The following is a 21,062-nucleotide window of genomic DNA, read 5'->3' on the forward strand; positions in this document are numbered from 1 at the left end:
AGGCGTTTTTCCGGTGGATAAAGTCGCATTCGCCTGATGAAACCTTTCCGCTGACGAATTGTAGAGTGACCCTTTCCCCGAGAAGTGCCATCTATCGAGCAATATCAAAACTTTTTGATATTGCTCTTGCGGTGTTTTCTGAGCGTCACTAGACTGCTGGCCTTATGAGTTTACGTGTGCCTTCCATTCGACATGACGATTGCGATGAGCTGGCGGCCCTGTGCAAGGCCGGCGGCGATCCTCTGCGGCTGAATGTATTGCGCGCGCTGGCCAACGATTCGTTCGGCGTCCTGGAACTGGCGCAGATCTTCGGCATCGGTCAGTCGGGCATGAGTCACCACCTCAAGGTCCTGGCCCAGGCCGACCTGGTGGCGACTCGTCGTGAAGGCAACGCGATTTTCTACCGTCGCGCCCTGCCCCACACCGACCTGCTGGGTGGCAAGCTGCATGCCGCGCTACTGGAAGAAGTGGACAACCTGGCCCTGCCTGCCGAGGTGCAGTCGCGGATTGCTCAGGTCCATGGGCAACGAGCGGCGGCCAGCCAGGACTTTTTCTCACGGGTCGCGGAGAAGTTTCGCGCCCAGCAAGACTTGATCGCCGGTCTGCCGCAATACCGCGAAAGCGTGGTGGCATTGCTCGACAAACTGAGTTTCAGCGAAGGCGCCACGGCCATCGAAGTCGGCCCCGGAGATGGCGCATTTCTGCCGGAACTGGCGCGCCGCTTCACACAGGTCACGGCGCTGGACAACAGCCCGGCGATGCTCGAACTGGCGCGCCAGGTTTGCGAACGTGAAACGCTGGCTAACGTCAGCCTGCAATTGGCCGATGCATTGAACGGTGTCCGCCTCAAGGCTGACTGCGTTGTACTGAACATGGTGCTGCACCATTTCGCCGCGCCGGCCGAAGCACTCAAGCACATGGCCAATTTGCTGCAACCGGGCGGTAGCCTGCTCGTGACAGAGTTATGTAGCCACAACCAGAGTTGGGCCAGGGAGGCCTGCGGTGATCTCTGGTTGGGGTTTGAACAGGACGATTTGGCCCGTTGGGCCACCGCTGCGGGACTCGTTCCCGGGGAAAGCCTCTATGTAGGCTTACGTAATGGTTTCCAGATCCAGGTCCGCCATTTTCAGCGACCGGCTGGCGACACTCACCATCGGTAAATTCAGGAAAAAATCGAGATGAGCGAATACTCCCTCTTCACCTCCGAGTCCGTGTCCGAAGGACATCCGGACAAAATCGCCGACCAGATTTCCGATGCTGTGCTGGACGCCATCATTGCTGAAGACAAGTTCGCCCGTGTAGCGGTCGAGACCCTGGTAAAAACCGGCGTTGCAATCATCGCAGGTGAAGTCACCACGTCGGCCTGGGTCGACCTGGAAGAGATCGTGCGTAACGTGATTCTGGACATCGGCTACAACAGCTCCGATGTCGGCTTCGACGGCGCCACTTGCGGCGTGATGAACATCATTGGCAAGCAGTCTCCTGACATCAACCAGGGCGTCGACCGTGCCAAGCCTGAAGATCAAGGCGCCGGCGATCAGGGCCTGATGTTCGGCTACGCCAGCAACGAGACCGACGTGCTGATGCCAGCACCGATCACCTTCTCGCACCAGCTGGTTAAGCGTCAGGCCGAAGCCCGTAAATCCGGCCTGTTGCCTTGGCTGCGCCCGGACGCCAAGTCGCAAGTGACTTGCCGTTACGAAGGCGGCAAGGTTGTTGGTATCGACGCCGTTGTACTGTCGACTCAGCACAACCCTGACGTGTCCTACAAAGACTTGCGCGAAGGCGTGATGGAGCTGATCGTCAAGCACGTACTGCCTGCCGAACTGCTGACCAAAGACACCCAGTTCCACATCAACCCGACTGGCCAGTTCATCATCGGTGGCCCGGTAGGCGACTGCGGCCTGACCGGTCGCAAGATCATCGTTGACAGCTACGGCGGCATGGCCCGTCACGGCGGCGGCGCGTTCTCCGGTAAAGATCCATCGAAGGTTGACCGTTCGGCCGCCTACGCTGGTCGTTACGTGGCCAAGAACATCGTGGCAGCCGGCCTGGCCGAGCGTTGCGAGATTCAGGTTTCCTACGCGATCGGTGTTGCTCAGCCGACGTCGATCTCGTTGAACACCTTCGGCACCGGCAAAATCAGCGACGACAAAATCGTCAAACTGGTTCGCGAAGTGTTCGACCTGCGTCCATACGCAATCACCACCATGCTCGACCTGCTGCACCCGATGTACCAGGAAACCGCTGCGTACGGCCACTTCGGACGTACTCCGGCCACCAAGACAGTGGGCGATGACACTTTCACCACCTTCACCTGGGAAAAGACCGACCGCGCCGATTCCTTGCGCGCTGCTGCCGGCCTGTAAGACTTCCCCGGCGGTACCAAAAGCCCCGCACGGTTCGCCGTGCGGGGCTTTTTATTGCCTGCTTTCCAGAGGCCGACACACGCTGAAAAACAGCCGGCCCTCTCATCCTGAAAATCCGTCCTAGCCTTCAAGCATTCCACTTGAGCAAGGACGCTCACGATGCCGCTCCACCTGCGCGTATTTTTCGGTTTTCTACTGATCATTTTCTGTCTGACCACCCATGCTGGCGAGTGCCCCGGCTGGCCACCCGCACGCGCCCTGGACGAAATCACGTCACTGCAGAAACAAATCGACCTCTGGGACGACAGCTATCACCGGGGCGGCCGCTCATTGGTCGCCGATGAACTCTACGATCAGTCCCGTGCACGACTGACCGAATGGCGCACTTGTTTCGACCTGGACCAATCCGCGGAACCGCTACGTACCGCGGTCGGCACGATGCCTCATCCCATCGCCCACACAGGCCTGGAAAAACTCCACGATGGTCGCGCCGTCGAAGCCTGGCTAAATGGACGGAGCGATGTCTGGATTCAGCCCAAGATCGACGGCGTGGCGGTGACGCTGATCTACCGCAAAGGCCTGCTGACTCAGGCTATCAGCCGCGGCGACGGAGTAAATGGCCAGGACTGGACGGCTTCGGCACGCCAGATCGCCGCCATCCCCCAACAATTGCCAGAGCCGCTGGACCTGCTGCTGCAAGGTGAGCTCTATTGGCGCCTGACCGACCACGTACAGGCCCGTGCCGGCAGCCTCAATGCACGCGCCACAGTGGCCGGCTTGATGGCCCGCAAAAAGTTAAGCACTGAGCAAGCCGCCGGGATCGGCCTGTTTGTCTGGGACTGGCCCCAAGGCCCGGCCAGTTTGCCCGCCCGCATCGCAGCCCTGGATGAGTTGGGTTTCCCGAGCACCGCACCTTACAGTCACTCGATCAAGGTATTTGCCGACGCAGAACGCTGGCGCGATCACTGGTATCGCTCGCCCCTGCCCTTCACCAGTGATGGCATCGTCCTGCGCCAGGATCAGCGCCCACCCGCCGAGCGCTGGCAGGCTAAACCGCCTTATTGGAGCGTCGCCTGGAAATACCCTTTTGCCCAGGCCCTGGCCGAGGTGCGCAAGGTCCATTTCAAGATTGGACGGACCGGACGAATCACCCCGGTACTGGAGCTGACACCGGTAATGCTCGATGACCGGCAGATCAAGCGAGTCAGTGTGAGCTCACTGCAACGCTGGGAAACACTGGATATCCGGCCCGGAGATCAGGTCGCCATCAGCCTGGCAGGCCTGACCATTCCCAGGTTAGACGGTGTCATGCTGCGCAGCACCCAACGCGCTGAATTGAGCGTACCGCTGGCGGAGGACTTTCATCATTTGAGTTGCTGGCAGCCGACACCGGGATGCGAAAGTCAATTCCTCGCCCGACTGACCTGGCTCAGCGGCAAGCAGGGACTGGCCCTGCCCCATGTCGGTCCTGGCACTTGGGAGAAACTTTTCGAAACAGGCCGTCTGAATGGCCTGCTGGATTGGTTGACCCTCGACGCTCAAGAGCTTGCTAACATTGGCGGATTCGGCGAACGCAGCAGCGCTCGTCTGCTGAACAGTTTCAACAGCGCCCGACAACGCCCTTTCGCTCGCTGGCTCAAAGCCCTGGGTTTACCGCCGACCGGCCAAGCGCGGCTTGCCGATTCATGGCAGGAACTGGCACAACGAAACACCGAACAATGGCAGGCAGAAGCCGGCATCGGCCCGGGACGCGCAGCGCAATTGAGCGCATTTTTCCGCGACCCGCAGGTCCTGGCCTTGAGTGAAACATTACGTCTTGCGGGGATTGACGGTTTTTAGCGGCCGGTGATGCCCGCCAACCCGGGAACCCAATGGTGCCGCTGGGCTCAAACACCCCATCGCCACATCGACCCGATCGCTTTTTCACATGGAGCTTTTATGAAACTTCTTTCACCGCTCGCCCTGTTGACCCTTTGCAGCGTGCTGGCCGCTCCACTAATGGCCGCCGAAGAAGCTCCCGGCCTGACCGGCTGCGCCGCAAAGAAGCAGGGCCTCATCAACCAGATTGAACTGGCCAAGTCTCACGGTAACGCCGATCAGCAGGCAGGCCTTGAAACGGCCCTGAGCGAAGTCACTGCTCATTGCACCGATGCTTCCCTGAAGAAAGAACGGGAGAACAAGGTACTCGACGCCAAGCACGAAGTCAGCGAGCGTCAGGCTGATCTGGACAAGGCCATGAAGAAAGGCGACGCCGAGAAGATCAACAAGCGCAAAGACAAACTCGCCGAGTCCCGCAAGGAATTGCAGAACGCACTCGATGAGCTGGATAAATAAGGATCAGTTCAGGACTCAATGATCCCGGAACTCTTTATGGCAGGCACTGCAGGCATCTTCGACCTTCTGCACGGCCGGCCCCAGGTTGCTGGCCTTGTAGGGTTGAACCTTGCTGGCAATCACCAATTCACCGGTGGCGGCTTCAAGGGTGCGGGCCATGTCCTGGAAGTGTTCCTGCTTCTGCCAGACATCGCTCTTGGCGCTGGTGTGATCTTCTTCGCGCACCTGCGGAAAATGTTTCCAGGGTTCACGGGACAACGCATCGAGCTTCACGGCACCGTCAGCGAATTTCGGACCGTCAAACGGGATGCGACCACGCAACATGCCGCCCAGGTCTTCGCCGGTCTTGAGCATTTGCTTGAAGATCGCCTTGCGCTGGCCCAGCGGCGAGTTGGGGTCGACACCACCGCAGGCGGACAACATCAGGCAGGCCAGCAATACAACAGAAAGTCTTTTAAGAGTCATGGTGGCTTCAGGTCACGGGAAACGGCGGCCAGTATCCTCGCGTCATCGGCAAAGACCAATAGCCCTATTATCAATACGGGTTGTTTGAGCGCATGGAGCACTCAGGCAACCGACAAAGGAATTACTCCATGAACAGCCGTTTCAAGGCATGGCGTCACAACCTCGCCTGGACTCTTCCGATGGTGGCCGTGCTTGCGGGCTGCACCGGTGGCGATAACAACAAACCGAAAACCCACGCCTTGGCCACTTACTCCAGCGCCACGTGGGAAGCACTTCCGACGGTGTCCGACAACGACCTGGTCGCCGGCTTCGGTTCGTGGCGCAGCGCCTGCACCCGACTCAAAGCCGACCCGGTGTGGGGCTCGACGTGTGCGGCTGCCGCCAACGTGCCGCAAACCGCCAGCGACATTCGTGGCTTCCTCAAGCAGAACCTCGACGTCTACGGCCTGCGCGCCGCCAATGACAATCCCAACGGCTTGATCACCGGCTATTACGAGCCGGTCTACCCCGGCAGCCTGACCCAGACCGAAGTGGCAAACATCCCGGTGTACGGTGTGCCCGAGGACATGATCATCGTCTCTCTGGACAGCATTTATCCGGAACTCAAAGGCAAACGCCTGCGCGGACGACTCGAAGGTCGCGTGCTCAAGCCTTACGACGATGCGGCAACGATTGAAACCAAAGGGGTCAAGGCACCGGTTGTTGCCTGGCTGACCGACCCGATGAATCTGCAATTTCTGCAAATCCAGGGCTCGGGTCGTATCCAGCTCGATGATGGCCGACAGTTGCGCATTGCGTATGCCGAACAGAACGGTCACCCGTATCGACCGATCGGCCGCTGGCTGGTGGACCAGGGCGAGCTGAAAAAAGAAGAAGTGACCATGGGCGCCATCAGCAATTGGGCCAAGGCCAATCCGATGCGCATTCCGGAACTGCTGGGCAGCAACCCCAGCTACGTATTCTTCACCCGCAATCCGGACAGCAACGAAGGACCTCGCGGCTCGTTGAACGTACCGCTGACCGCCGGCTACAGCGCGGCGGTGGATCGCAAAGTGATTCCGCTGGGCAGCCTGTTGTGGTTATCGACCACTAAACCGGACGGTACCGCACTGGTACGCCCGGTTGCCGCTCAGGACACCGGCGGCGCAATTGCCGGCGAAGTCCGTGCAGACCTGTTCTGGGGCACGGGCGATGCGGCCGGGCAATTGGCCGGCGACATGAAACAGCAGGGACAGATCTGGATGCTATGGCCTAAAGGCGCAGCCCTGCCTCAAGTGCCTCAGGTGACCGATAAGCTTTAAAGTCAAAAGATCGCTGGCTTCGCCAGCGATCTTTTGATCTTGCTCTTAAACAGAAACCACAAAGAAACTGACGATCAACCCCACCCCCACCAACCACACCAGCGACCGCAAAATAGCCCAGTCCGCCAAGTAGCAAATGATGTACAGCAGTCGACTGGTGATGAACAACACCGCCAGCACATTGATCGTCACCAGTTCGGCATTGCCGGCCAGGTGCGCAACGATCACCGCCGCCGCGAACGCGGGAGTCACTTCTAAACCGTTCAGATGCGCCGCATACGCGCGTCGGCCAACACCATTCAGTGACTCGAGAAAGTCACGGGGGTCATGGTTGTCTTTCGGCCTGAACCCGCCACTGACCCTGGCGATGCCCGTGCAGATATAGGGCAGGAAAATCGCGATCAAAATGCACCACAAAGCAACCGTCATAACGCAATCCCTTCTTCAAGTTTCAAGAGTCGAGCTCCAGTCAAAACTTCATCACCAGCATGCCGATCAGCACCAGCCCACAGGCTAGGAGCCGTGGTCTGCCGAAAGGTTCTTTCAGGTAACGCATGCCGAACAGCACCACCAGGATCACGCTGATCTCGCGCAATGCCGCCGCTTCGGCAATCGAGCCCAGCTGCATGGCCCACAGCACCAGAGCGTAGCTGAACAACACGCAAAACCCGACCGCTAACCCCAGTCGCCACTGTTCACGCCAGAACAACATGAAGGCCGGTCGCTTACGCACCAGTGCCAGTAACGGGAACGGCCAGGCGCTGAGCAACGTGACCCACACCAGGTAATCCAGCGGATGCGACCAGCGCCGCAACGCCTGGCCGTCGATGAAGGTGTAGCAGCCGATGCACAGGCCGATCAACGCCACCACCGGCAGCATCGACCACGGCAATCGCGCACCGCCGCCGCCCTGCCAGAGCAAGCAAAGCATGCCGAACGGGATCAGCAGAATCCCGAAGATCTGCTGGTTCGTCAGCACTTCCCCGGCAAAAATCAGCGTCAGTGCCAGGACCACCAGCGGCGACAAGCCACGCATCAGCGGATAGACCAATCCGAGGTCGCCGACCCTGTACGCCTGAATCAGCAAATAGCGATAGAGCAATTCAAACGCCGCCGACGCCAGAATCCACGGCCAGATGTCCAGGGGTGGCAACGCCACGAACGGCAGCATCAGCGCGACAAACAGCATTGCAACGCTGTCCATGCAGGCCACCACCAGCAGCCGTTCCGCACTGAATTTGATCAGGGTATTCCACGCCGCGTGCAACAGCGCCGCTACTAACACCAGTGCTGTTGCAAGCACGGCACACTCCTTTTGTTGAACGAGATAATTGATTCGCCATATGTCAGCAGCTGTTTATACTGCAAGCGACCACGCCGCACTCAGTTGCGCACAGACTAATTCCAATAATTTCTGCCACCGTCCGCTCTCGTCGAGAACGGGCGTCGGCATGCGTATGCCTGATCAGAGCGTCAAGACTACCGACAGAGACCTTGCGCATGCCACTCGCCTTGCTTGCCCTCGCTGTTGCCGCGTTCGGCATCGGCACCACTGAATTCGTCATCATGGGCTTGCTGCCCGATGTCGCCCGCGACCTCGCCGTGAGCATCCCCCACGCGGGCCTGCTGATCACCGGCTACGCCCTCGGCGTGGTCTTCGGTGCGCCGATCCTCGCGATCGGCACCGCCAACATGCCGCGCAAAGCCACGCTGCTGGGCATGACCCTGATGTTCATCCTCGGCAACATTCTTTGCGCATTGGCGCCGAACTACGCCACGCTGATGGCCGCACGAGTGGTCACCGCGCTCTGCCACGGCGCGTTCTTCGGCATCGGTTCGGTGGTTGCCGCCGGTTTGGTAGCACCTAACAAACGCGCCCAAGCGATTGCGATGATGTTCACCGGCCTGACCTTGGCCAACGTGCTGGGCGTGCCATTGGGCACTGCGCTCGGGCAATACGCCGGCTGGCGCTCGACGTTCTGGGCGGTGTCGGTAATCGGCGTGATTGCCGCGATCGCGCAGTGGGTCTGGTTGCCAAAGGACATCGCCATGGACAAGGCCAACCTCGCCAGCGAGTTCAAAGTGCTGGGCAAGGTCAACGTTCTGTTAGCCCTGGGCATGAGCGTGCTGGCGTCGACCAGCCTGTTCAGCGTCTTCACTTACATTGCCCCCATCCTGCAAGACATCACCGGTGTCAGCCCACATGGCGTGACCATCATGCTGCTGCTATTCGGGGTCGGACTGACGGCGGGCAGCATGCTCGGTGGTCGCCTGGCCGACAGTCGATTACTGCCGTCGCTGGTGGGCATGGCGCTGGCCGTGCTGGTCGTGCTGGCCGCGTTCACACAGACCAGTCACTCAGTGATCCCGGCAGCGATCACGCTGGTGTTGTGGGGCATCTTCGCGTTTGCCCTGTGCCCGATTTTGCAACTGCTGATCATCGATCAGGCCCATGAAGCGCCGAATCTGGGCTCAACGTTGAACCAGAGCGCCTTCAACCTCGGCAACGCGGCAGGTGCGTGGATTGGTGGGCTGGTCGTCGCCAGTGGTGCGGACCTGGCGGACTTGCCGTGGACCGGCGCGCTGGTCAGTGGCTTGACGGTGCTGACGGCGCTTCTCTACATCTATCTGCAACGTCGCGGTGTTGCTGCGGTCAATGTGTCCGGCTGAACATCGTGGTGCTGTCGTCGATCCTGTTGCAGGGTTTGAGCATTGGCAAACTGGTCAAGCACGTGACCAAGGATGAGCCTGCGCCAGCGGCACAGGCCGAGCATCACTGATTACTTTTTGGTCTTCTGCGGGTCGGGCTCCGGGCCTTGATCCGCAGTCTTCTTCGGCGGACCGCTCTCGCTGCGAATCTGCGCATGGCTGATCAGCGCGAAGATGAAGCTGCCGCCGATGATGTTCCCCGCCAGCGTCGGCCCGGCGAACACCAGCCAGAAATCCTTCCACGGCAACTCGCCGGCAAACACCAGATACGAGACCTCGGCGGACCCGACCACGATGTGGGTGAAATCCCCCAGCGCCATGAGGTAGGTGATGAGGATGATGATCCACATCTTCGCGCTCTCCATGGACGGAATCATCCAGACCATGGTGGCGATCATCCAGCCTGACACAATGCCTTTGGCGAACATCTGGCTGGCGTTGTTCTCCATGATCTTGCGTCCGATATCGAGGAAGGCCAAATCGGTCTTGCTGTCGAAAATCGGCAGATTCAGCATCACATACGCCACCAGCAACGTGCCGCAGAGGTTGCCCACCAGCACCACCGACCACAGGCGTAGCAATCGACCGAAATTGTTCAGTGTGGGTTTGGTCATGATCGGCAGCACAGCCGTCAGGGTGTTCTCGGTGAACAACTGCTGACGGGCGAGAATGACCGCAAGAAACCCCGCGCAGTAACCAAAACTGGCGATCACCTTGAAGCCTTCGCCGTCTGGCAGACGGGAATTGAGCAGCCCCATGGCCATCAGCGACAGTCCCATGGTCAGGCCCGCGGCCAGCGCCGACCACCACAAGGCGGCGACACTGCGCTCGAGTTCCTGATCGCCCTGGGTGCGGATGATTTCGTGCAGCACCGCCGCCCGCGGCGGCTGGCTCTTGTCGACGTCGTGCTGTTCTTCAGGCGAGAGGTTCGGGGTCTTGCCGTCTTTTTGCGTGTCCATAAAGCTCCGGAACCAGTGGCGTGTCATGTAGGTACGACACGCAGGGTTCGGAGCTGTTCACTGCCCCAACAGAAACCGAGGTGAGCCCATCGCGAGCAAGCTTTGCTCCTACGGGGCGATGTCATCCTTGAACTGGTCTTTGACGTACGTGATCTCGGTCCGGCCGTGCGGCGCGGGCAAGCCGTCTTCACCCAGATTGACGAAAACAATCTTCTCCACCGTCAGGATGCTTTTGCGGGTGATCTTGTTACGCACTTCGCACTTGAGGGTGATGGAGGTGCGACCGAACTCGGTGGCGGTGATGCCCAGTTCGATGATGTCGCCCTGACGCGAGGCGCTGACGAAGTTGATCTCGGAAATGTACTTAGTGACCACACGCTGATTGCCCAGCTGGACGATGGCGTAGATCGCCGCTTCTTCGTCGAGCCAGCGCAACAGGCTGCCGCCGAACAGCGTGCCGTTGGGGTTGAGGTCTTCGGGTTTTACCCATTTGCGGGTGTGGAAATTCATACTCACTCCTGACCGTCTTGCCGATTGATGCCGGCCATCATGGCAGAGCCCGACCTAGAGCTCTATCAAGCATCGGCTATGGCCTCGATTACCGTTCAGACATTGACCAACAGAAACGCTTTGGAAGTATCGCTCACACGGCTATAATCGCCACCGTTTCAAAACGGTCATCTTCAGTTGATACCGTTTTCCCGCCACCTGTCCGAGGGGCGCTGCAGCAGGTTCGACCTGTCAGGCTCGGATGGGGCGTTGCTTGACCGTTATCGGTCAGACACTAAACGCACAACGGCGCCCATTCGCATACATTACGAATGGAGGCTCATCATGAGCGCTGTTATCACGCCTGCAGATTTTAACGATTACAAAGTTGCCGACATGTCCCTGGCTGCCTGGGGCCGTCGCGAAACCATCATCGCCGAATCCGAAATGCCAGCCCTGATGGGTCTGCGCCGCAAGTACGCCGGTGAGCAGCCGCTCAAAGGCGCGAAAATCCTCGGCTGCATCCACATGACCATTCAGACTGCCGTGCTGATCGAAACCCTGGTTGCCCTGGGTGCCGAAGTACGCTGGTCGTCCTGCAACATTTTCTCGACTCAAGACCAGGCCGCTGCCGCTATCGCCGCTGCCGGTATCCCGGTTTTCGCCTGGAAAGGCGAAACTGAAGCAGAGTACGAGTGGTGCCTGGAGCAAACCATCCTCAAAGATGGCGCGCCTTGGGATGCCAACATGATCCTCGACGACGGCGGCGACCTGACCGAGCTGCTGCACAAGAAATACCCGGCGATCCTGGACCGCGTCCACGGCGTTACCGAAGAAACCACCACTGGCGTTCACCGCCTGCTGGACATGCTGGCCAAGGGCGAGCTGAAAATCCCGGCCATCAACGTCAACGACTCGGTAACCAAGAGCAAGAACGACAACAAGTACGGCTGCCGTCACAGCCTGAACGACGCGATCAAGCGCGGTACCGACCACCTGCTGTCCGGCAAGCAAGCGCTGGTCATCGGCTACGGTGACGTGGGCAAGGGTTCGGCCCAGTCCCTGCGTCAGGAAGGCATGATCGTTAAAGTCTCCGAAGTCGACCCGATCTGCGCCATGCAAGCCTGCATGGACGGCTACGAGTTGGTTTCGCCGTTCATCGACGGTATCAACAACGGTACCGAAGCAAGCATCGACAAAGCGCTGCTGGGCAAGATCGACCTGATCGTGACCACCACCGGTAACGTCAACGTTTGCGACGCAAACATGCTCAAAGCCCTGAAGAAGCGCGCTGTTGTCTGCAACATCGGCCACTTCGACAACGAAATCGACACTGCTTTCATGCGCAAGAACTGGGCATGGGAAGAAGTGAAGCCACAGGTTCACAAGATCCACCGTACCGGCCCTGGCGCATTCGACGCTCAGAACGACGACTACCTGATCCTGCTGGCCGAAGGCCGTCTGGTTAACCTGGGTAACGCAACCGGCCACCCAAGCCGCATCATGGACGGTTCGTTCGCCAACCAGGTTCTGGCTCAGATCTTCCTGTTCGGCCAGAAGTACGCCGACCTGTCGCCAGCCCAGAAAGCCGAGCGTCTGACCGTTGAAGTACTGCCGAAGAAACTCGACGAAGAAGTGGCCCTGGAAATGGTCCGCGGTTTCGGCGGCGTGGTGACTCAACTGACCAAGACCCAGGCCGACTACATCGGCGTGACCGTTGAAGGTCCGTTCAAGCCGCACGCTTACCGCTACTGATTGGACCCGGCGGGCTTTGCGCCCGCCGATCCTGACCAGGCGGACCGGCCATCACCGGCCCGCCTTTTGCGATTGCAAAGGGTATTCCCATGTCCGAAGACCGTCGCTACAGCTTTGAGTTCTTCCCTACGAAGACCGACGCTGGGCATGAAAAACTGATCGCCACTGCCCGTCAGCTGGCCACGTACAACCCCGATTTCTTCTCCTGCACCTACGGCGCTGGTGGTTCGACCCGTGATCGCACCCTCAACACCGTGTTGCAGCTCGAAAGCGAAGTCAAAGTACCTGCCGCACCGCATTTGTCCTGCGTTGGCGACAGCAAGGACGACTTGCGCGGCCTGCTGACTCAATACAAGGCGGCCGGCATCACCCGTATCGTTGCCCTGCGCGGTGACCTGCCTTCGGGCATGGGCATGGCCAGTGGCGAAATGCGCCACGCCAATGACCTGGTTGAATTCATTCGTGAAGAAACCGGAGATCATTTCCACATCGAAGTCGCCGCTTACCCGGAAATGCACCCGCAAGCGCGCAATTTCGAAGACGATCTGAACAACTTCGTGCGCAAGGCCAACGCTGGCGCCAACAGTGCGATCACCCAGTACTTCTTCAACGCCGACAGCTACTTCTACTTCGTCGAGCGTGTGCGGGCGATGGGCGTGAACATCCCGATCGTGCCGGGCATCATGCCGATCACCAACTACAGCAAGCTGGCGCGCTTCTCCGATGCCTGCGGTGCGGAAATCCCGCGCTGGATCCGCAAGCAGCTGGAAGCCTACGGCGACGACACCCAGAGCATTCAAGGCTTTGGTGAGCAAGTCATCACCGAAATGTGCGAACGCCTGCTGCAGGGTGGCGCTCCAGGGTTGCACTTCTACACGCTGAACCAGGCCGAACCGAGCCTGGCGGTGTGGAACAATCTGAAGTTGCCGCGCTGATAGACTCTATGCCTCATCCCAAGGCCCTCTTCTGAGGGCCTTTTATATTCAAAGCCCCATGGAATGTTGTTTCCAATGATGACTGAGTCCTCGCCACCACGCCCTCAACTGGTTTATCTGGTTTTTGGCTCCCAGACGTACCACCAGGAAGCGGTGTTCAGCATCGCCAGTGCCTTGGCCTGGCTGCGTGAAACGCCCCACGCAGAGCTCGACATCCAGGTTTTCAGTGACAACCCGCAGCCCTACGAGCACCTACCGGTACGAGTGCGCCCCCTCGACGAACCTACTCGTCGCCGCTGGAACGAACCCCACGGCTATCACTTTCGAGCCAAGCATGTCGCGTTGCGCACGGTGCTTGAGGAGTCGGAAGTCGCATTGCTGATCGACACCGACACGTTCTTCCATTGTTCACCCGTCGAACTGTTCAATCGCGTGCAACCCGGCACTCTGCTGTGCAACGACTACTACACCCAATACGGCACCAATAAGGAGAACGTGCTCTACAGTGCGCTGTCGAGTACGCTTTTTAACAAAGGCCTGGCAGACGATCAGATGATGCTGCTCAACTCCGGCGTGATCGGGTTGCACCAGCAGGACGCGCAGGTGCTTGATCACTCCATTGCCTTGATCGACGAATTGTTTCCCATGGCACAGGGGGCTTATACCCTTGAAGAGTTTTGCCTGTCGGTCGCAGCCTATCGCACGATGAAGATCAATAAGTGCCCGGACCTGATCCATCACTACTGGAGCCGCAAGCAGCTGTTCAGGGCCAAGGTTAAAGCCTGGGTCGTCAAACACGCCAAGAACCCGACCAGTCAGGCGGCATTGGACGATACTCGCCGCGTGTCAGCTCACCTGCCACGACCGCCACGGGCCCAGCGAATGCTCTACAAACTTATCACCCTGGCACTGCCCAAACATCTGCGTCAGTTCATCCGCGAAATCCTTTACGGCTGCTATGAACACCACAATGAGTTCGACAAGGCCTGTGGGCCGGTGTGGTGGGACAAGGCGCTGCAAAACCAGGAAGAGCGCCTCGGCAAGCCGGTCACTCCGCACTTGCTCGAACGCTGGTTCGACAGGGAATTGGTCCGACTGATCCTGGGCGGTCGACGCAAAGCTATCCACGACCACTTGCTCAATTCGCCCGATAAATAGAGGTCTTGCGCACAATCTACCTCAAGGCCAGCGCTAAACATGCTCGCCAGAGCTTCTCATTAGGCCTTGAGAGTACTAACCTCAGGCCATGCCCGTTATTGCCCAGTTCCTGACAGTTCTGCTTTTTACTTGCCTGAGCTTTACCGCTCGGGGCGAGAAGCTGCGCATTGTCACCGAACCCTGGGCGCCGTATGTGTATGAGGAAAACGGCAAATCCCTGGGTCTGGATTACGAAACCACGGCCATCGTATTCAAACGCCTGGGGATCGAAGTGGACTGGCAGTTCCTGCCGTGGAAACGCTGCCTGTCGATGCTTGAATCGGGCCAGGCGGATGGCGCGCTGGACATTTTTCACAGCGATGAGCGCGACGCCACCCTCCTCTATCCCGGCGAACCGCTGTCGGAAGTCGAATTCGTGATGTTCTACGCCAATGAGCGGCCCCATCCGTTTCGCACCCTGGCCGACCTGAAAGGGCTGACCATAGGCACTTCGCCGGGCTATCTGTACAGCCAGGACTTCAGCGAATCGACCCTGTTCACTCGCGAACCGGCGCCGACCCATGAAGCCAACTTCGGCAAACTGGTGCGCGGGCGCATCGACCTGCTGATCACTGATCGCAGGGTTGGTCAGCACTTACTCGACGAATTGGGCATCCGCGACAAGATTACCGAGAACCCGACCGTCATCAGCCACCAGAGCCAGTTCCTGGCAGTGCGCCGCAACGCCGGCATGGACTTGTTGGTGCAGCGCTTCGGCGCCGAGCTCAAACGCTTCAAGCGCGAGCCTGCGTACGCTGAATTGAGCGCCCGTTATGGCGCCGACCCGGCGGTCGAGGTAAAAACCACCAGAGCCACCGCCGCCAGCGGAAAAACCGTTGAGCAGCAGGAAAGCGGCGCGCAGTGATTGCTCTGTTATACTCCGGCCTTCCCGCCAGGCTCACGCCCGGACGCTCGGAATCGTTCAAGGCATCTCGACCCCGCTACAGCGCAGCTTTTCAGCCCGCGCGAGCGCTCCAGACGAGCCTTCGAAACCCAGCAGGACCGGACGGGATTGCGTTCCTCTTAAACGCCATTCGCGCCAGGCAAGACTCCCATTGGGCCAAGCCCTAACTAAAACAGGATTACTCATGTCCTTTGCTTCCCTCGGTCTCTCCGAGGCTTTAGTCCGCGCCATCGAGGCAGCGGGCTATACCGAGCCTACTCCGGTGCAACAGCGGGCTATTCCCGCCGTGTTGCAAGGTCGCGACCTGATGGTCGCGGCTCAGACAGGTACTGGTAAAACCGGCGGCTTCGCCCTTCCGATTCTGGAGCGGTTGTTCCCCAACGGTCACCCGGACAAATCCCAGCGTCACGGCCCGCGCCAACCGCGCGTACTGGTCTTGACCCCTACTCGCGAACTCGCGGCTCAAGTACACGAGAGCTTCAAGGTCTATGCCCGTGACCTGAAGTTCGTCAGCGCCTGCATCTTCGGCGGCGTCGGCATGAACCCGCAGGTTCAGGCCATGTCCCGCGGTGTTGACGTGCTGGTGGCCTGCCCCGGCCGCCTGCTCGACCTCGCCGGTCAAGGCAGCGTCGATTTGTCCCACGTGGAAATCCTCGTGCTGGACGAAGCCGACCGCATGCTCGACATGGGCTTCGTCCATGACGTGAAAAAGGTCCTTGCCCGTCTGCCGAGCAAACGCCAGAACCTGCTGTTCTCGGCGACCTTCTCCAAAGACATCACCGACCTCGCCGGCAAACTGCTGCACAACCCGGAACGCATCGAAGTCACGCCACCGAACACCACGGTCGAGCGTATCGAACAGCGCGTATTCCGCCTGGCCGCCAGCCACAAGCGTTCGTTACTGGCGCACCTGATCACCGCGGGCGCCTGGGAACAGGTCCTGGTGTTCACCCGCACCAAGCACGGTGCCAACCGTCTGGCCGAGTACCTGGACAAACACGGCCTCAGCGCCGTTGCGATCCACGGTAACAAGAGCCAGAACGCTCGCACCAAAGCCCTGGCCGACTTCAAGGCCGGCGAAGTGCGCATCCTGGTCGCCACCGACATCGCCGCTCGCGGCCTGGATATCGACCAGTTGCCACACGTGGTCAACTTCGAATTGCCAAACGTCGACGAAGATTACGTTCACCGTATCGGTCGTACCGGCCGTGCCGGTCGTTCGGGCGAGGCGATCTCGCTGGTCGCTCCGGACGAAGAAAAACTGCTGAAAAGCATCGAACGCATGACCAAGCAGAAGATTGCCGACGGCAACCTGATGGGCTTCGATTCCAGCGCTGTAGAAGCCGAGAAACCAGAAGTCCGCGAGCGTCCGGATGTGCGTAACCCGCGCAACCCACGTGGCCCGCGCGGCGACGGTCCGAACGGCACTGGCGGTGGTGGCGGTCGTAAAGACAAAGGCAAGGACAAGGGCGGCAAGGAAAAACCTGCAGCCACTGGCCGCGGCGATCGCCCGGCGCGTGAACACAAGCCACGCGAAGGCACTCCGGCTCGCGAGCAACAGCGTCCAGCGCCACGCGCTGCTGCTGCAGACCGTGCTCCGGACGAGTTCCTGGACGACGATATCGATAACTTCGGTAACCGCGTCGACTACGTTCCTCAAGCCAAACCGGCTCAGGGCCGTGGCCGCCGTCCGGGTGCTCCGGCACAAGGCACGACAGCTGGCGCAGGTGCTCCGCGCACCGGCGGCGGCAAGCCTCAGGGTCGTCAAAGCGGCCCACGCAGCAGCGACGGCGCCACCACCGGCACGCCGCCGGCCAAGCGCAGCGGCCCACGCAATGGCGCTCCACGTGACGGCCAGGCCCGTCGCGAAGAGTCCCGCAACCGTCGCCCGGCTCGCACCGACGATCAGCCGCGTTCGGAACCGGCCGTGCAAAACCCGCGCGGCCCGGCACCGAAGATCATTCACAAGGAGTCGAAAACCGATCGTTTCCCGACTCCTGAGCAACTTGATCAACTGCCAGGCCGTCCGCGCGGTGAAAAACCAGCCTTGCTAACCCGCAACCGCTGATTTAGCGCAGTAACAAAAATGCCCCTGATCTCGCGATCAGGGGCATTTTTTATGGCTGACGCAAACCCCCTGTGGGAGCGAGCCTGCTCGCGAATGCGGTTGTTCATGCAACATTGATTTCGACTGACCCACCGATTTCGCGAGCAGGCTCGCTCCCACAAGGGATCTGCGGTGGCGCCGCCTATTTTGGCAGGCAATAAAAAAACGCCCCTGATCATAAGATCAGGGGCGTTTTTGTGTCAGGCGTGAAAATTACTTCGCTTTGACACCTTCAAACGTTACATACAACTCGACCGCGTCGGACTGTGGGCCCAAGTCTTTCTGCTTGCCGAAATCGGAGCGCTTGAGGTTGGTGGTGCCTTCGAAGCCGGCACGGTAACCGCCCCATGGATCCTTGCCTTCACCCAGGAAGGTGGCCTTGACCACAACCGGCTTGGTCACGCCAGCAATGGTCAGGTCGCCGGTCACATCGGCAGTGTCTTTGCCAGCGGCGTTCTTGCCGGTGGATTTGACGCTGGTGGAAACAAACGTGGCTTTAGCGAATTTGCTCGCGTTCAGGAAATCGCCGCTGGCGATGTGCTTGTCGCGCTCAGCGTTATTGGTGAACACGCTAGCGGTGTTCACGTTGAACTCGATCTTGCTGTCTTCTGGCTTGGCAGCGTCGAAGCTGAACTTGCCGTCGATATCCTTGAAGGTACCGGTGATGAAGCTGTAGCCCAGGTGGCTGATCTTGAAGTCAACGAAGGCGTGCTGGCCTTCCTTGTCGACGACGTAGTCAGCCGCCATCACGTTGGCGGACAGCAGAGCAGAACCGATTGCCAGAGCGGCGAGAGTCTTTTTCAACATGCTTTCTATTCCTTTGGAGTCGAGGTTGAACATCAGGCTTTGCGCCCCAGCATTCGCGTCAGGGTCGCATCACGATCAATAAAGTGGTGTTTCAGTGCTGCCAACGCATGGAGACCGGAAAAAATTACCAGCGCCCAGGCCAGGTACAAATGAATCACACCGGCTGTATCTGCCTGATCCGGTAGTCCGGATATCAGTGCAGGAACTTCAAACAGGCCAAACACCGGAATCCCGACACCGTCTGCGGTGGAAATCAGATAACCGGCAATCATCACAGCAAACAGACTGAGATACAGGAACGAATGGCCGAACTTGGCGCCAATGCGCGTCATGCGGCCATAGCTTTCAAGCGTGGGTGGTGGCGGGCTGATGAAACGCCACAGCACCCGTAGAACCATGACGGCTAATAACACCAGGCCAATGCTCTTGTGCAAGTCGGGCGCGTCTTTGCGCCAGACGCTGTAGTAGTCGAGACCGACCATCCACAAGCCCAACGCAAACAAACCGAAGACCACCAGCGCCACACCCCAGTGCATGAAGATGCTGACCCAACCGTAGCGCGAAGAAGAGTTACGTAGCTGCATTGCCCAAATCCTGTGAGAACTGCGACCAAGACTATCGTTTTACCTATCGAATTAAAGCGGAAAATTTCGCTTTGAAATATCGAGAAATACGATCAAGAGTCTGAAATAGGTGAGTTAAGGAAAGATTAAAGACCCATGTGTAAGAAAAAATGAAGTCCAACTAAGGAACACCTCCGCCATTAGGTTTATTCGATTCTTGATATTGGTTTTCTTCGGGCATAAAAAAACGCGGCATTTCTGCCGCGTTTCTTTAATCCCAAAGCTTACTGCGCTTTGGTATCCATCGCCGGGGTCGCAGCGGGTTTTGCCGCTGGTTTCTTCGCCGGTTCAGCTTTCTTCGCCGGGGCTTTTGCCGGAGCCTTTTTGGCCTCGGTTTTGGCAGCAGGCTTTTTCGCCGGGGCTTTTTTGGCCGGTTCGACTTTCACCGGGGCCGCTGGTTTCGGCGCTTCTACCGGTGCTGGGGCCGGCGCAGGTGTTGGAGCCGGTGCCGGTGCAACCGGAGCCACTGGCTCTGGCGCCTTGGCCGGTGCCGGTTTGTCGTCAGAACCACCGAACAGGTTGGTGAAGAAGTTACCTTTCTTCGCCGCCACCGCACCAGCCGCCGCAACGGTCGCTGCCGGAACAACCTTCGCCGGTTCAAACGACTTGCCGGCCGCCAGGTCTTCTACCTGACTGGCTGCCCGCTGACCGGTGCGCAATGCACCTTCCAGCGTGCCCGGGTACAAGGTGTCGGTGTGTTCGCCGGCAAAGGCTACACGCTGAATCGGACGCTCCCACAGACGCCAGTACTTGCTGATCTGGCCAGGGCCGAATGCCAGGTAAGCGCCGCCCATTGATGGATCGGTGCTGTAGCGGCGGATTTCGTAACCGGTGAACGAACCGCGCGCCTGTGGATAAAAGGCGTGCAGACGGATCAGCACCTGATCGACCATCTGCTTGTCGCCGAAGGCCTGCATCACGCGCGCGTTGTCGCCGGACAGGTTGATCACCACGTTGGCGCCGCCCTTCAGCGCCGGTTCAACCCACAACATGCCCAGACCGGCGTTGCTGTAGATCTCGCCGGTCATCCGCGCCTTGCTTTCCCACACTGGCGTCTTGAACTTCAGCATGATCTGGTCGCGCCAACCGTAGTTGGTGCCCTTGATCGCGCCCATGTGCTGGGTATCCAGCGACGGAGTCATCTGGATCTTGTTCAGTGCGCGCAATGGCACGGCCACGACGACGTAGTCAGCCTGATAGCCAACGCTGCCGACTTTGACGGTCACGCCGTCCTTGTCCTGGGTGATCGCCGAGACCGGGGAGCTGGTCTTGATGGTTTTCAGTTGTTTAACGAACGCCTGAGCCAACACCGGGCTACCGCCGAGCAGACGCGAAGCGCGCAGGTCACGGTCGGCAACGCCACGGTAAACGCGGCTTTGCTGTGCGAAGTACAGCAGCGACAGACGCGACGGTTCGTCATAACGGGTACGAATCTGCTGATTCACCAACTGACGTGCCGTGGCCGGCAGACTCAGACGGTCGAGCCAATTGGCCACGTTGATCTGGTCCAGGGCGAACAGTGTGCTGTTGGCCGCCGGGTTCTGCGGGTCTTCGATCGAGCGCGCCAGATCGTCCAGGGTTTTTTCGTAGCGCTTGAGCGCGTCGCTGGTGGCCGGTTGCTTGGTGGCCAGATCGGCGGCAGTGAAATACTCACCGTCAATCAGGTAGCTCGGGGTCCGCACGAACTCTGGGGCCGGCGTGGTACTCAGCTTGAAGGTCGATACGTACTTGTTCAGAACCGGTTGGGTCTTGTCATTGCCGATCCACTCACTGGTGGCCATCCCGGAGCGACCGCCCATGCTCGGTTTAGCTTCCAGCAGGGTGACCTGCCAGCCCTTGTTTTGCAGTTCGTAAGCAGCAGTGAGGCCAGACAGCCCTCCCCCGATCACGATCGCCGTTTTATCTTTGGCCAGCGCAGACACGCTGAACAGCCCTAACATCACCAGCGCACAGGCGCGCAGCCAACCAGCAGACATTCAGCGAACTCCGGAAATACACGTAGGAAATAACGGTTTTGCGAGTCAGACGACCCAAAGAACCGCGAAGAATACGTCAGCCATCAAAAGGCCGCCAGCGACGTCTATCCACCTATACAAAGTAGCTCAATC

The 21,062-nt window shown here is 59.4% G+C and carries 19 protein-coding genes and 1 riboswitch; of the genes, 11 read left to right on the forward strand and 8 right to left on the reverse strand.

Translation table 11 applies throughout. From position 1 onward, the window contains the following. Positions 1-164: 164 nt before the first annotated feature. The 4 genes from ACA056_RS26815 (at position 165) to ACA056_RS26830 (ending at position 4,703) form a co-directional block, all read left to right on the forward strand. A complete protein-coding gene (locus ACA056_RS26815) occupies positions 165-1,160 on the forward strand; it encodes an ArsR/SmtB family transcription factor (RefSeq protein WP_497268954.1) in 996 nt (331 codons plus the stop codon). Positions 1,161-1,178: 18 nt separating this feature from the next. Continuing rightward, positions 1,179-2,369, forward strand: coding sequence for a methionine adenosyltransferase (gene metK / locus ACA056_RS26820; RefSeq protein ID WP_497268956.1), 1,191 nt, complete (start codon positions 1,179-1,181; stop codon positions 2,367-2,369). Positions 2,370-2,528: 159 nt separating this feature from the next. Continuing rightward, entirely contained in the window at positions 2,529-4,208 is a 1,680-nt protein-coding gene (ligB, locus tag ACA056_RS26825; RefSeq protein ID WP_497268958.1) for an NAD-dependent DNA ligase LigB, read from the forward strand. Between the two features lie 99 nt (positions 4,209-4,307). Next, positions 4,308-4,703, forward strand: coding sequence for a DUF1090 domain-containing protein (locus ACA056_RS26830; protein ID WP_497268960.1), 396 nt, complete (start codon positions 4,308-4,310; stop codon positions 4,701-4,703). A 15-nt stretch (positions 4,704-4,718) separates the two neighbouring features. Here ACA056_RS26830 and ACA056_RS26835 read toward each other — a convergent pair whose 3' ends face one another. Further along, a complete protein-coding gene (locus ACA056_RS26835) occupies positions 4,719-5,168 on the reverse strand; it encodes a c-type cytochrome (RefSeq protein WP_497268962.1) in 450 nt (149 codons plus the stop codon). Positions 5,169-5,296: 128 nt separating this feature from the next. On the opposite strand from ACA056_RS26835, the gene mltA reads away from it, so the two are divergent. After that, positions 5,297-6,469, forward strand: coding sequence for a murein transglycosylase A (gene mltA / locus ACA056_RS26840; protein WP_497268964.1), 1,173 nt, complete (start codon positions 5,297-5,299; stop codon positions 6,467-6,469). Between the two features lie 45 nt (positions 6,470-6,514). On the opposite strand, the gene ACA056_RS26845 is transcribed toward mltA, so the two are convergent. Together ACA056_RS26845 and ACA056_RS26850 are read right to left on the reverse strand one after the other, a co-directional pair. Continuing rightward, positions 6,515-6,898: an MAPEG family protein gene (locus tag ACA056_RS26845; RefSeq protein ID WP_497268966.1), complete on the reverse strand. Its 384-nt coding sequence runs from the start codon at positions 6,896-6,898 to the stop codon at positions 6,515-6,517. Between the two features lie 40 nt (positions 6,899-6,938). After that, positions 6,939-7,772, reverse strand: a complete 834-nt coding sequence (locus ACA056_RS26850; protein WP_008152002.1) for an EamA family transporter — start codon at positions 7,770-7,772, stop codon at positions 6,939-6,941. Between the two features lie 197 nt (positions 7,773-7,969). On the opposite strand from ACA056_RS26850, the gene ACA056_RS26855 reads away from it, so the two are divergent. Next, positions 7,970-9,139 (forward strand): MFS transporter, encoded by a 1,170-nt coding sequence (locus ACA056_RS26855; protein ID WP_497268968.1) that lies wholly within the window; start codon positions 7,970-7,972, stop codon positions 9,137-9,139. Positions 9,140-9,249: 110 nt separating this feature from the next. On the opposite strand, the gene ACA056_RS26860 is transcribed toward ACA056_RS26855, so the two are convergent. After that, the gene (locus ACA056_RS26860) at positions 9,250-10,137 is read right to left on the reverse strand and encodes a formate/nitrite transporter family protein (RefSeq protein WP_497268970.1); all 888 of its coding nucleotides are present in this window, start codon (positions 10,135-10,137) and stop codon (positions 9,250-9,252) included. A gap of 108 nt (positions 10,138-10,245) precedes the next feature. Continuing rightward, positions 10,246-10,647 carry an acyl-CoA thioesterase gene (locus ACA056_RS26865; protein ID WP_008152010.1) on the reverse strand — a complete coding sequence of 134 codons (402 nt, stop codon included), beginning with the start codon at positions 10,645-10,647 and terminating at the stop codon, positions 10,246-10,248. A 198-nt stretch (positions 10,648-10,845) separates the two neighbouring features. After that, positions 10,846-10,948: riboswitch (S-adenosyl-L-homocysteine riboswitch) on the forward strand. A 23-nt stretch (positions 10,949-10,971) separates the two neighbouring features. Between ACA056_RS26865 and ahcY the strand changes: the two genes are divergently transcribed. The 5 genes from ahcY to rhlE2 all read left to right on the forward strand — a co-directional run bounded on the left by ahcY (position 10,972) and on the right by rhlE2 (position 17,485). Continuing rightward, positions 10,972-12,381 carry an adenosylhomocysteinase gene (gene ahcY, locus ACA056_RS26870; protein ID WP_033060420.1) on the forward strand — a complete coding sequence of 470 codons (1,410 nt, stop codon included), beginning with the start codon at positions 10,972-10,974 and terminating at the stop codon, positions 12,379-12,381. 89 nt (positions 12,382-12,470) lie between these two features. Continuing rightward, positions 12,471-13,316: a methylenetetrahydrofolate reductase [NAD(P)H] gene (metF, locus tag ACA056_RS26875; protein ID WP_123369147.1), complete on the forward strand. Its 846-nt coding sequence runs from the start codon at positions 12,471-12,473 to the stop codon at positions 13,314-13,316. Positions 13,317-13,391: 75 nt separating this feature from the next. Next, on the forward strand, positions 13,392-14,474 hold the full coding sequence (locus ACA056_RS26880) for a hypothetical protein (protein WP_497268973.1): 1,083 nt from the start codon (positions 13,392-13,394) through the stop codon (positions 14,472-14,474). Positions 14,475-14,562: 88 nt separating this feature from the next. Continuing rightward, positions 14,563-15,378 (forward strand): substrate-binding periplasmic protein, encoded by an 816-nt coding sequence (locus tag ACA056_RS26885; protein WP_497268975.1) that lies wholly within the window; start codon positions 14,563-14,565, stop codon positions 15,376-15,378. Positions 15,379-15,601: 223 nt separating this feature from the next. After that, positions 15,602-17,485: an RNA helicase RhlE2 gene (gene rhlE2, locus ACA056_RS26890; RefSeq protein ID WP_123369145.1), complete on the forward strand. Its 1,884-nt coding sequence runs from the start codon at positions 15,602-15,604 to the stop codon at positions 17,483-17,485. 252 nt (positions 17,486-17,737) lie between these two features. Here the strand turns inward: rhlE2 and ACA056_RS26895 are convergent, their stop codons facing one another. From ACA056_RS26895 to ACA056_RS26905, 3 genes are all read right to left on the reverse strand, one after another. After that, positions 17,738-18,364: a YceI family protein gene (locus ACA056_RS26895; RefSeq protein ID WP_497268977.1), complete on the reverse strand. Its 627-nt coding sequence runs from the start codon at positions 18,362-18,364 to the stop codon at positions 17,738-17,740. Next, on the reverse strand, positions 18,364-18,915 hold the full coding sequence (locus ACA056_RS26900; protein WP_497268979.1) for a cytochrome b: 552 nt from the start codon (positions 18,913-18,915) through the stop codon (positions 18,364-18,366). The genes ACA056_RS26895 and ACA056_RS26900 overlap by 1 nt, the downstream gene beginning before the upstream one ends. A 263-nt stretch (positions 18,916-19,178) precedes the next feature. Then, a complete protein-coding gene (locus ACA056_RS26905; RefSeq protein ID WP_497268981.1) occupies positions 19,179-20,930 on the reverse strand; it encodes a flavin monoamine oxidase family protein in 1,752 nt (583 codons plus the stop codon). Between the last annotated feature and the right edge of the window lie 132 nt (positions 20,931-21,062).

Source organism: Pseudomonas sp. LBUM1666, assembly GCF_059695775.1.

Excerpts from the sequence above, each read along its gene's own strand:
- ACA056_RS26815 (WP_497268954.1), top strand. The coding sequence starts at position 165 with ATGAGTTTACGTGTGCCTTCCATTCGACATGACGATTGCGATGAGCTG.
- metK (WP_497268956.1), top strand. The coding sequence starts at position 1,179 with ATGAGCGAATACTCCCTCTTCACCTCCGAGTCCGTGTCCGAAGGACAT.
- ligB (WP_497268958.1), top strand. The coding sequence starts at position 2,529 with ATGCCGCTCCACCTGCGCGTATTTTTCGGTTTTCTACTGATCATTTTC.
- ACA056_RS26830 (WP_497268960.1), top strand. The coding sequence starts at position 4,308 with ATGAAACTTCTTTCACCGCTCGCCCTGTTGACCCTTTGCAGCGTGCTG.
- ACA056_RS26835 (WP_497268962.1), bottom strand. The coding sequence starts at position 5,168 with ATGACTCTTAAAAGACTTTCTGTTGTATTGCTGGCCTGCCTGATGTTG.
- mltA (WP_497268964.1), top strand. The coding sequence starts at position 5,297 with ATGAACAGCCGTTTCAAGGCATGGCGTCACAACCTCGCCTGGACTCTT.
- ACA056_RS26845 (WP_497268966.1), bottom strand. The coding sequence starts at position 6,898 with ATGACGGTTGCTTTGTGGTGCATTTTGATCGCGATTTTCCTGCCCTAT.
- ACA056_RS26855 (WP_497268968.1), top strand. The coding sequence starts at position 7,970 with ATGCCACTCGCCTTGCTTGCCCTCGCTGTTGCCGCGTTCGGCATCGGC.
- ACA056_RS26860 (WP_497268970.1), bottom strand. The coding sequence starts at position 10,137 with ATGGACACGCAAAAAGACGGCAAGACCCCGAACCTCTCGCCTGAAGAA.
- ACA056_RS26865 (WP_008152010.1), bottom strand. The coding sequence starts at position 10,647 with ATGAATTTCCACACCCGCAAATGGGTAAAACCCGAAGACCTCAACCCC.
- ahcY (WP_033060420.1), top strand. The coding sequence starts at position 10,972 with ATGAGCGCTGTTATCACGCCTGCAGATTTTAACGATTACAAAGTTGCC.
- metF (WP_123369147.1), top strand. The coding sequence starts at position 12,471 with ATGTCCGAAGACCGTCGCTACAGCTTTGAGTTCTTCCCTACGAAGACC.
- ACA056_RS26880 (WP_497268973.1), top strand. The coding sequence starts at position 13,392 with ATGATGACTGAGTCCTCGCCACCACGCCCTCAACTGGTTTATCTGGTT.
- ACA056_RS26885 (WP_497268975.1), top strand. The coding sequence starts at position 14,563 with ATGCCCGTTATTGCCCAGTTCCTGACAGTTCTGCTTTTTACTTGCCTG.
- rhlE2 (WP_123369145.1), top strand. The coding sequence starts at position 15,602 with ATGTCCTTTGCTTCCCTCGGTCTCTCCGAGGCTTTAGTCCGCGCCATC.
- ACA056_RS26895 (WP_497268977.1), bottom strand. The coding sequence starts at position 18,364 with ATGTTCAACCTCGACTCCAAAGGAATAGAAAGCATGTTGAAAAAGACT.
- ACA056_RS26900 (WP_497268979.1), bottom strand. The coding sequence starts at position 18,915 with ATGCAGCTACGTAACTCTTCTTCGCGCTACGGTTGGGTCAGCATCTTC.
- ACA056_RS26905 (WP_497268981.1), bottom strand. The coding sequence starts at position 20,930 with ATGTCTGCTGGTTGGCTGCGCGCCTGTGCGCTGGTGATGTTAGGGCTG.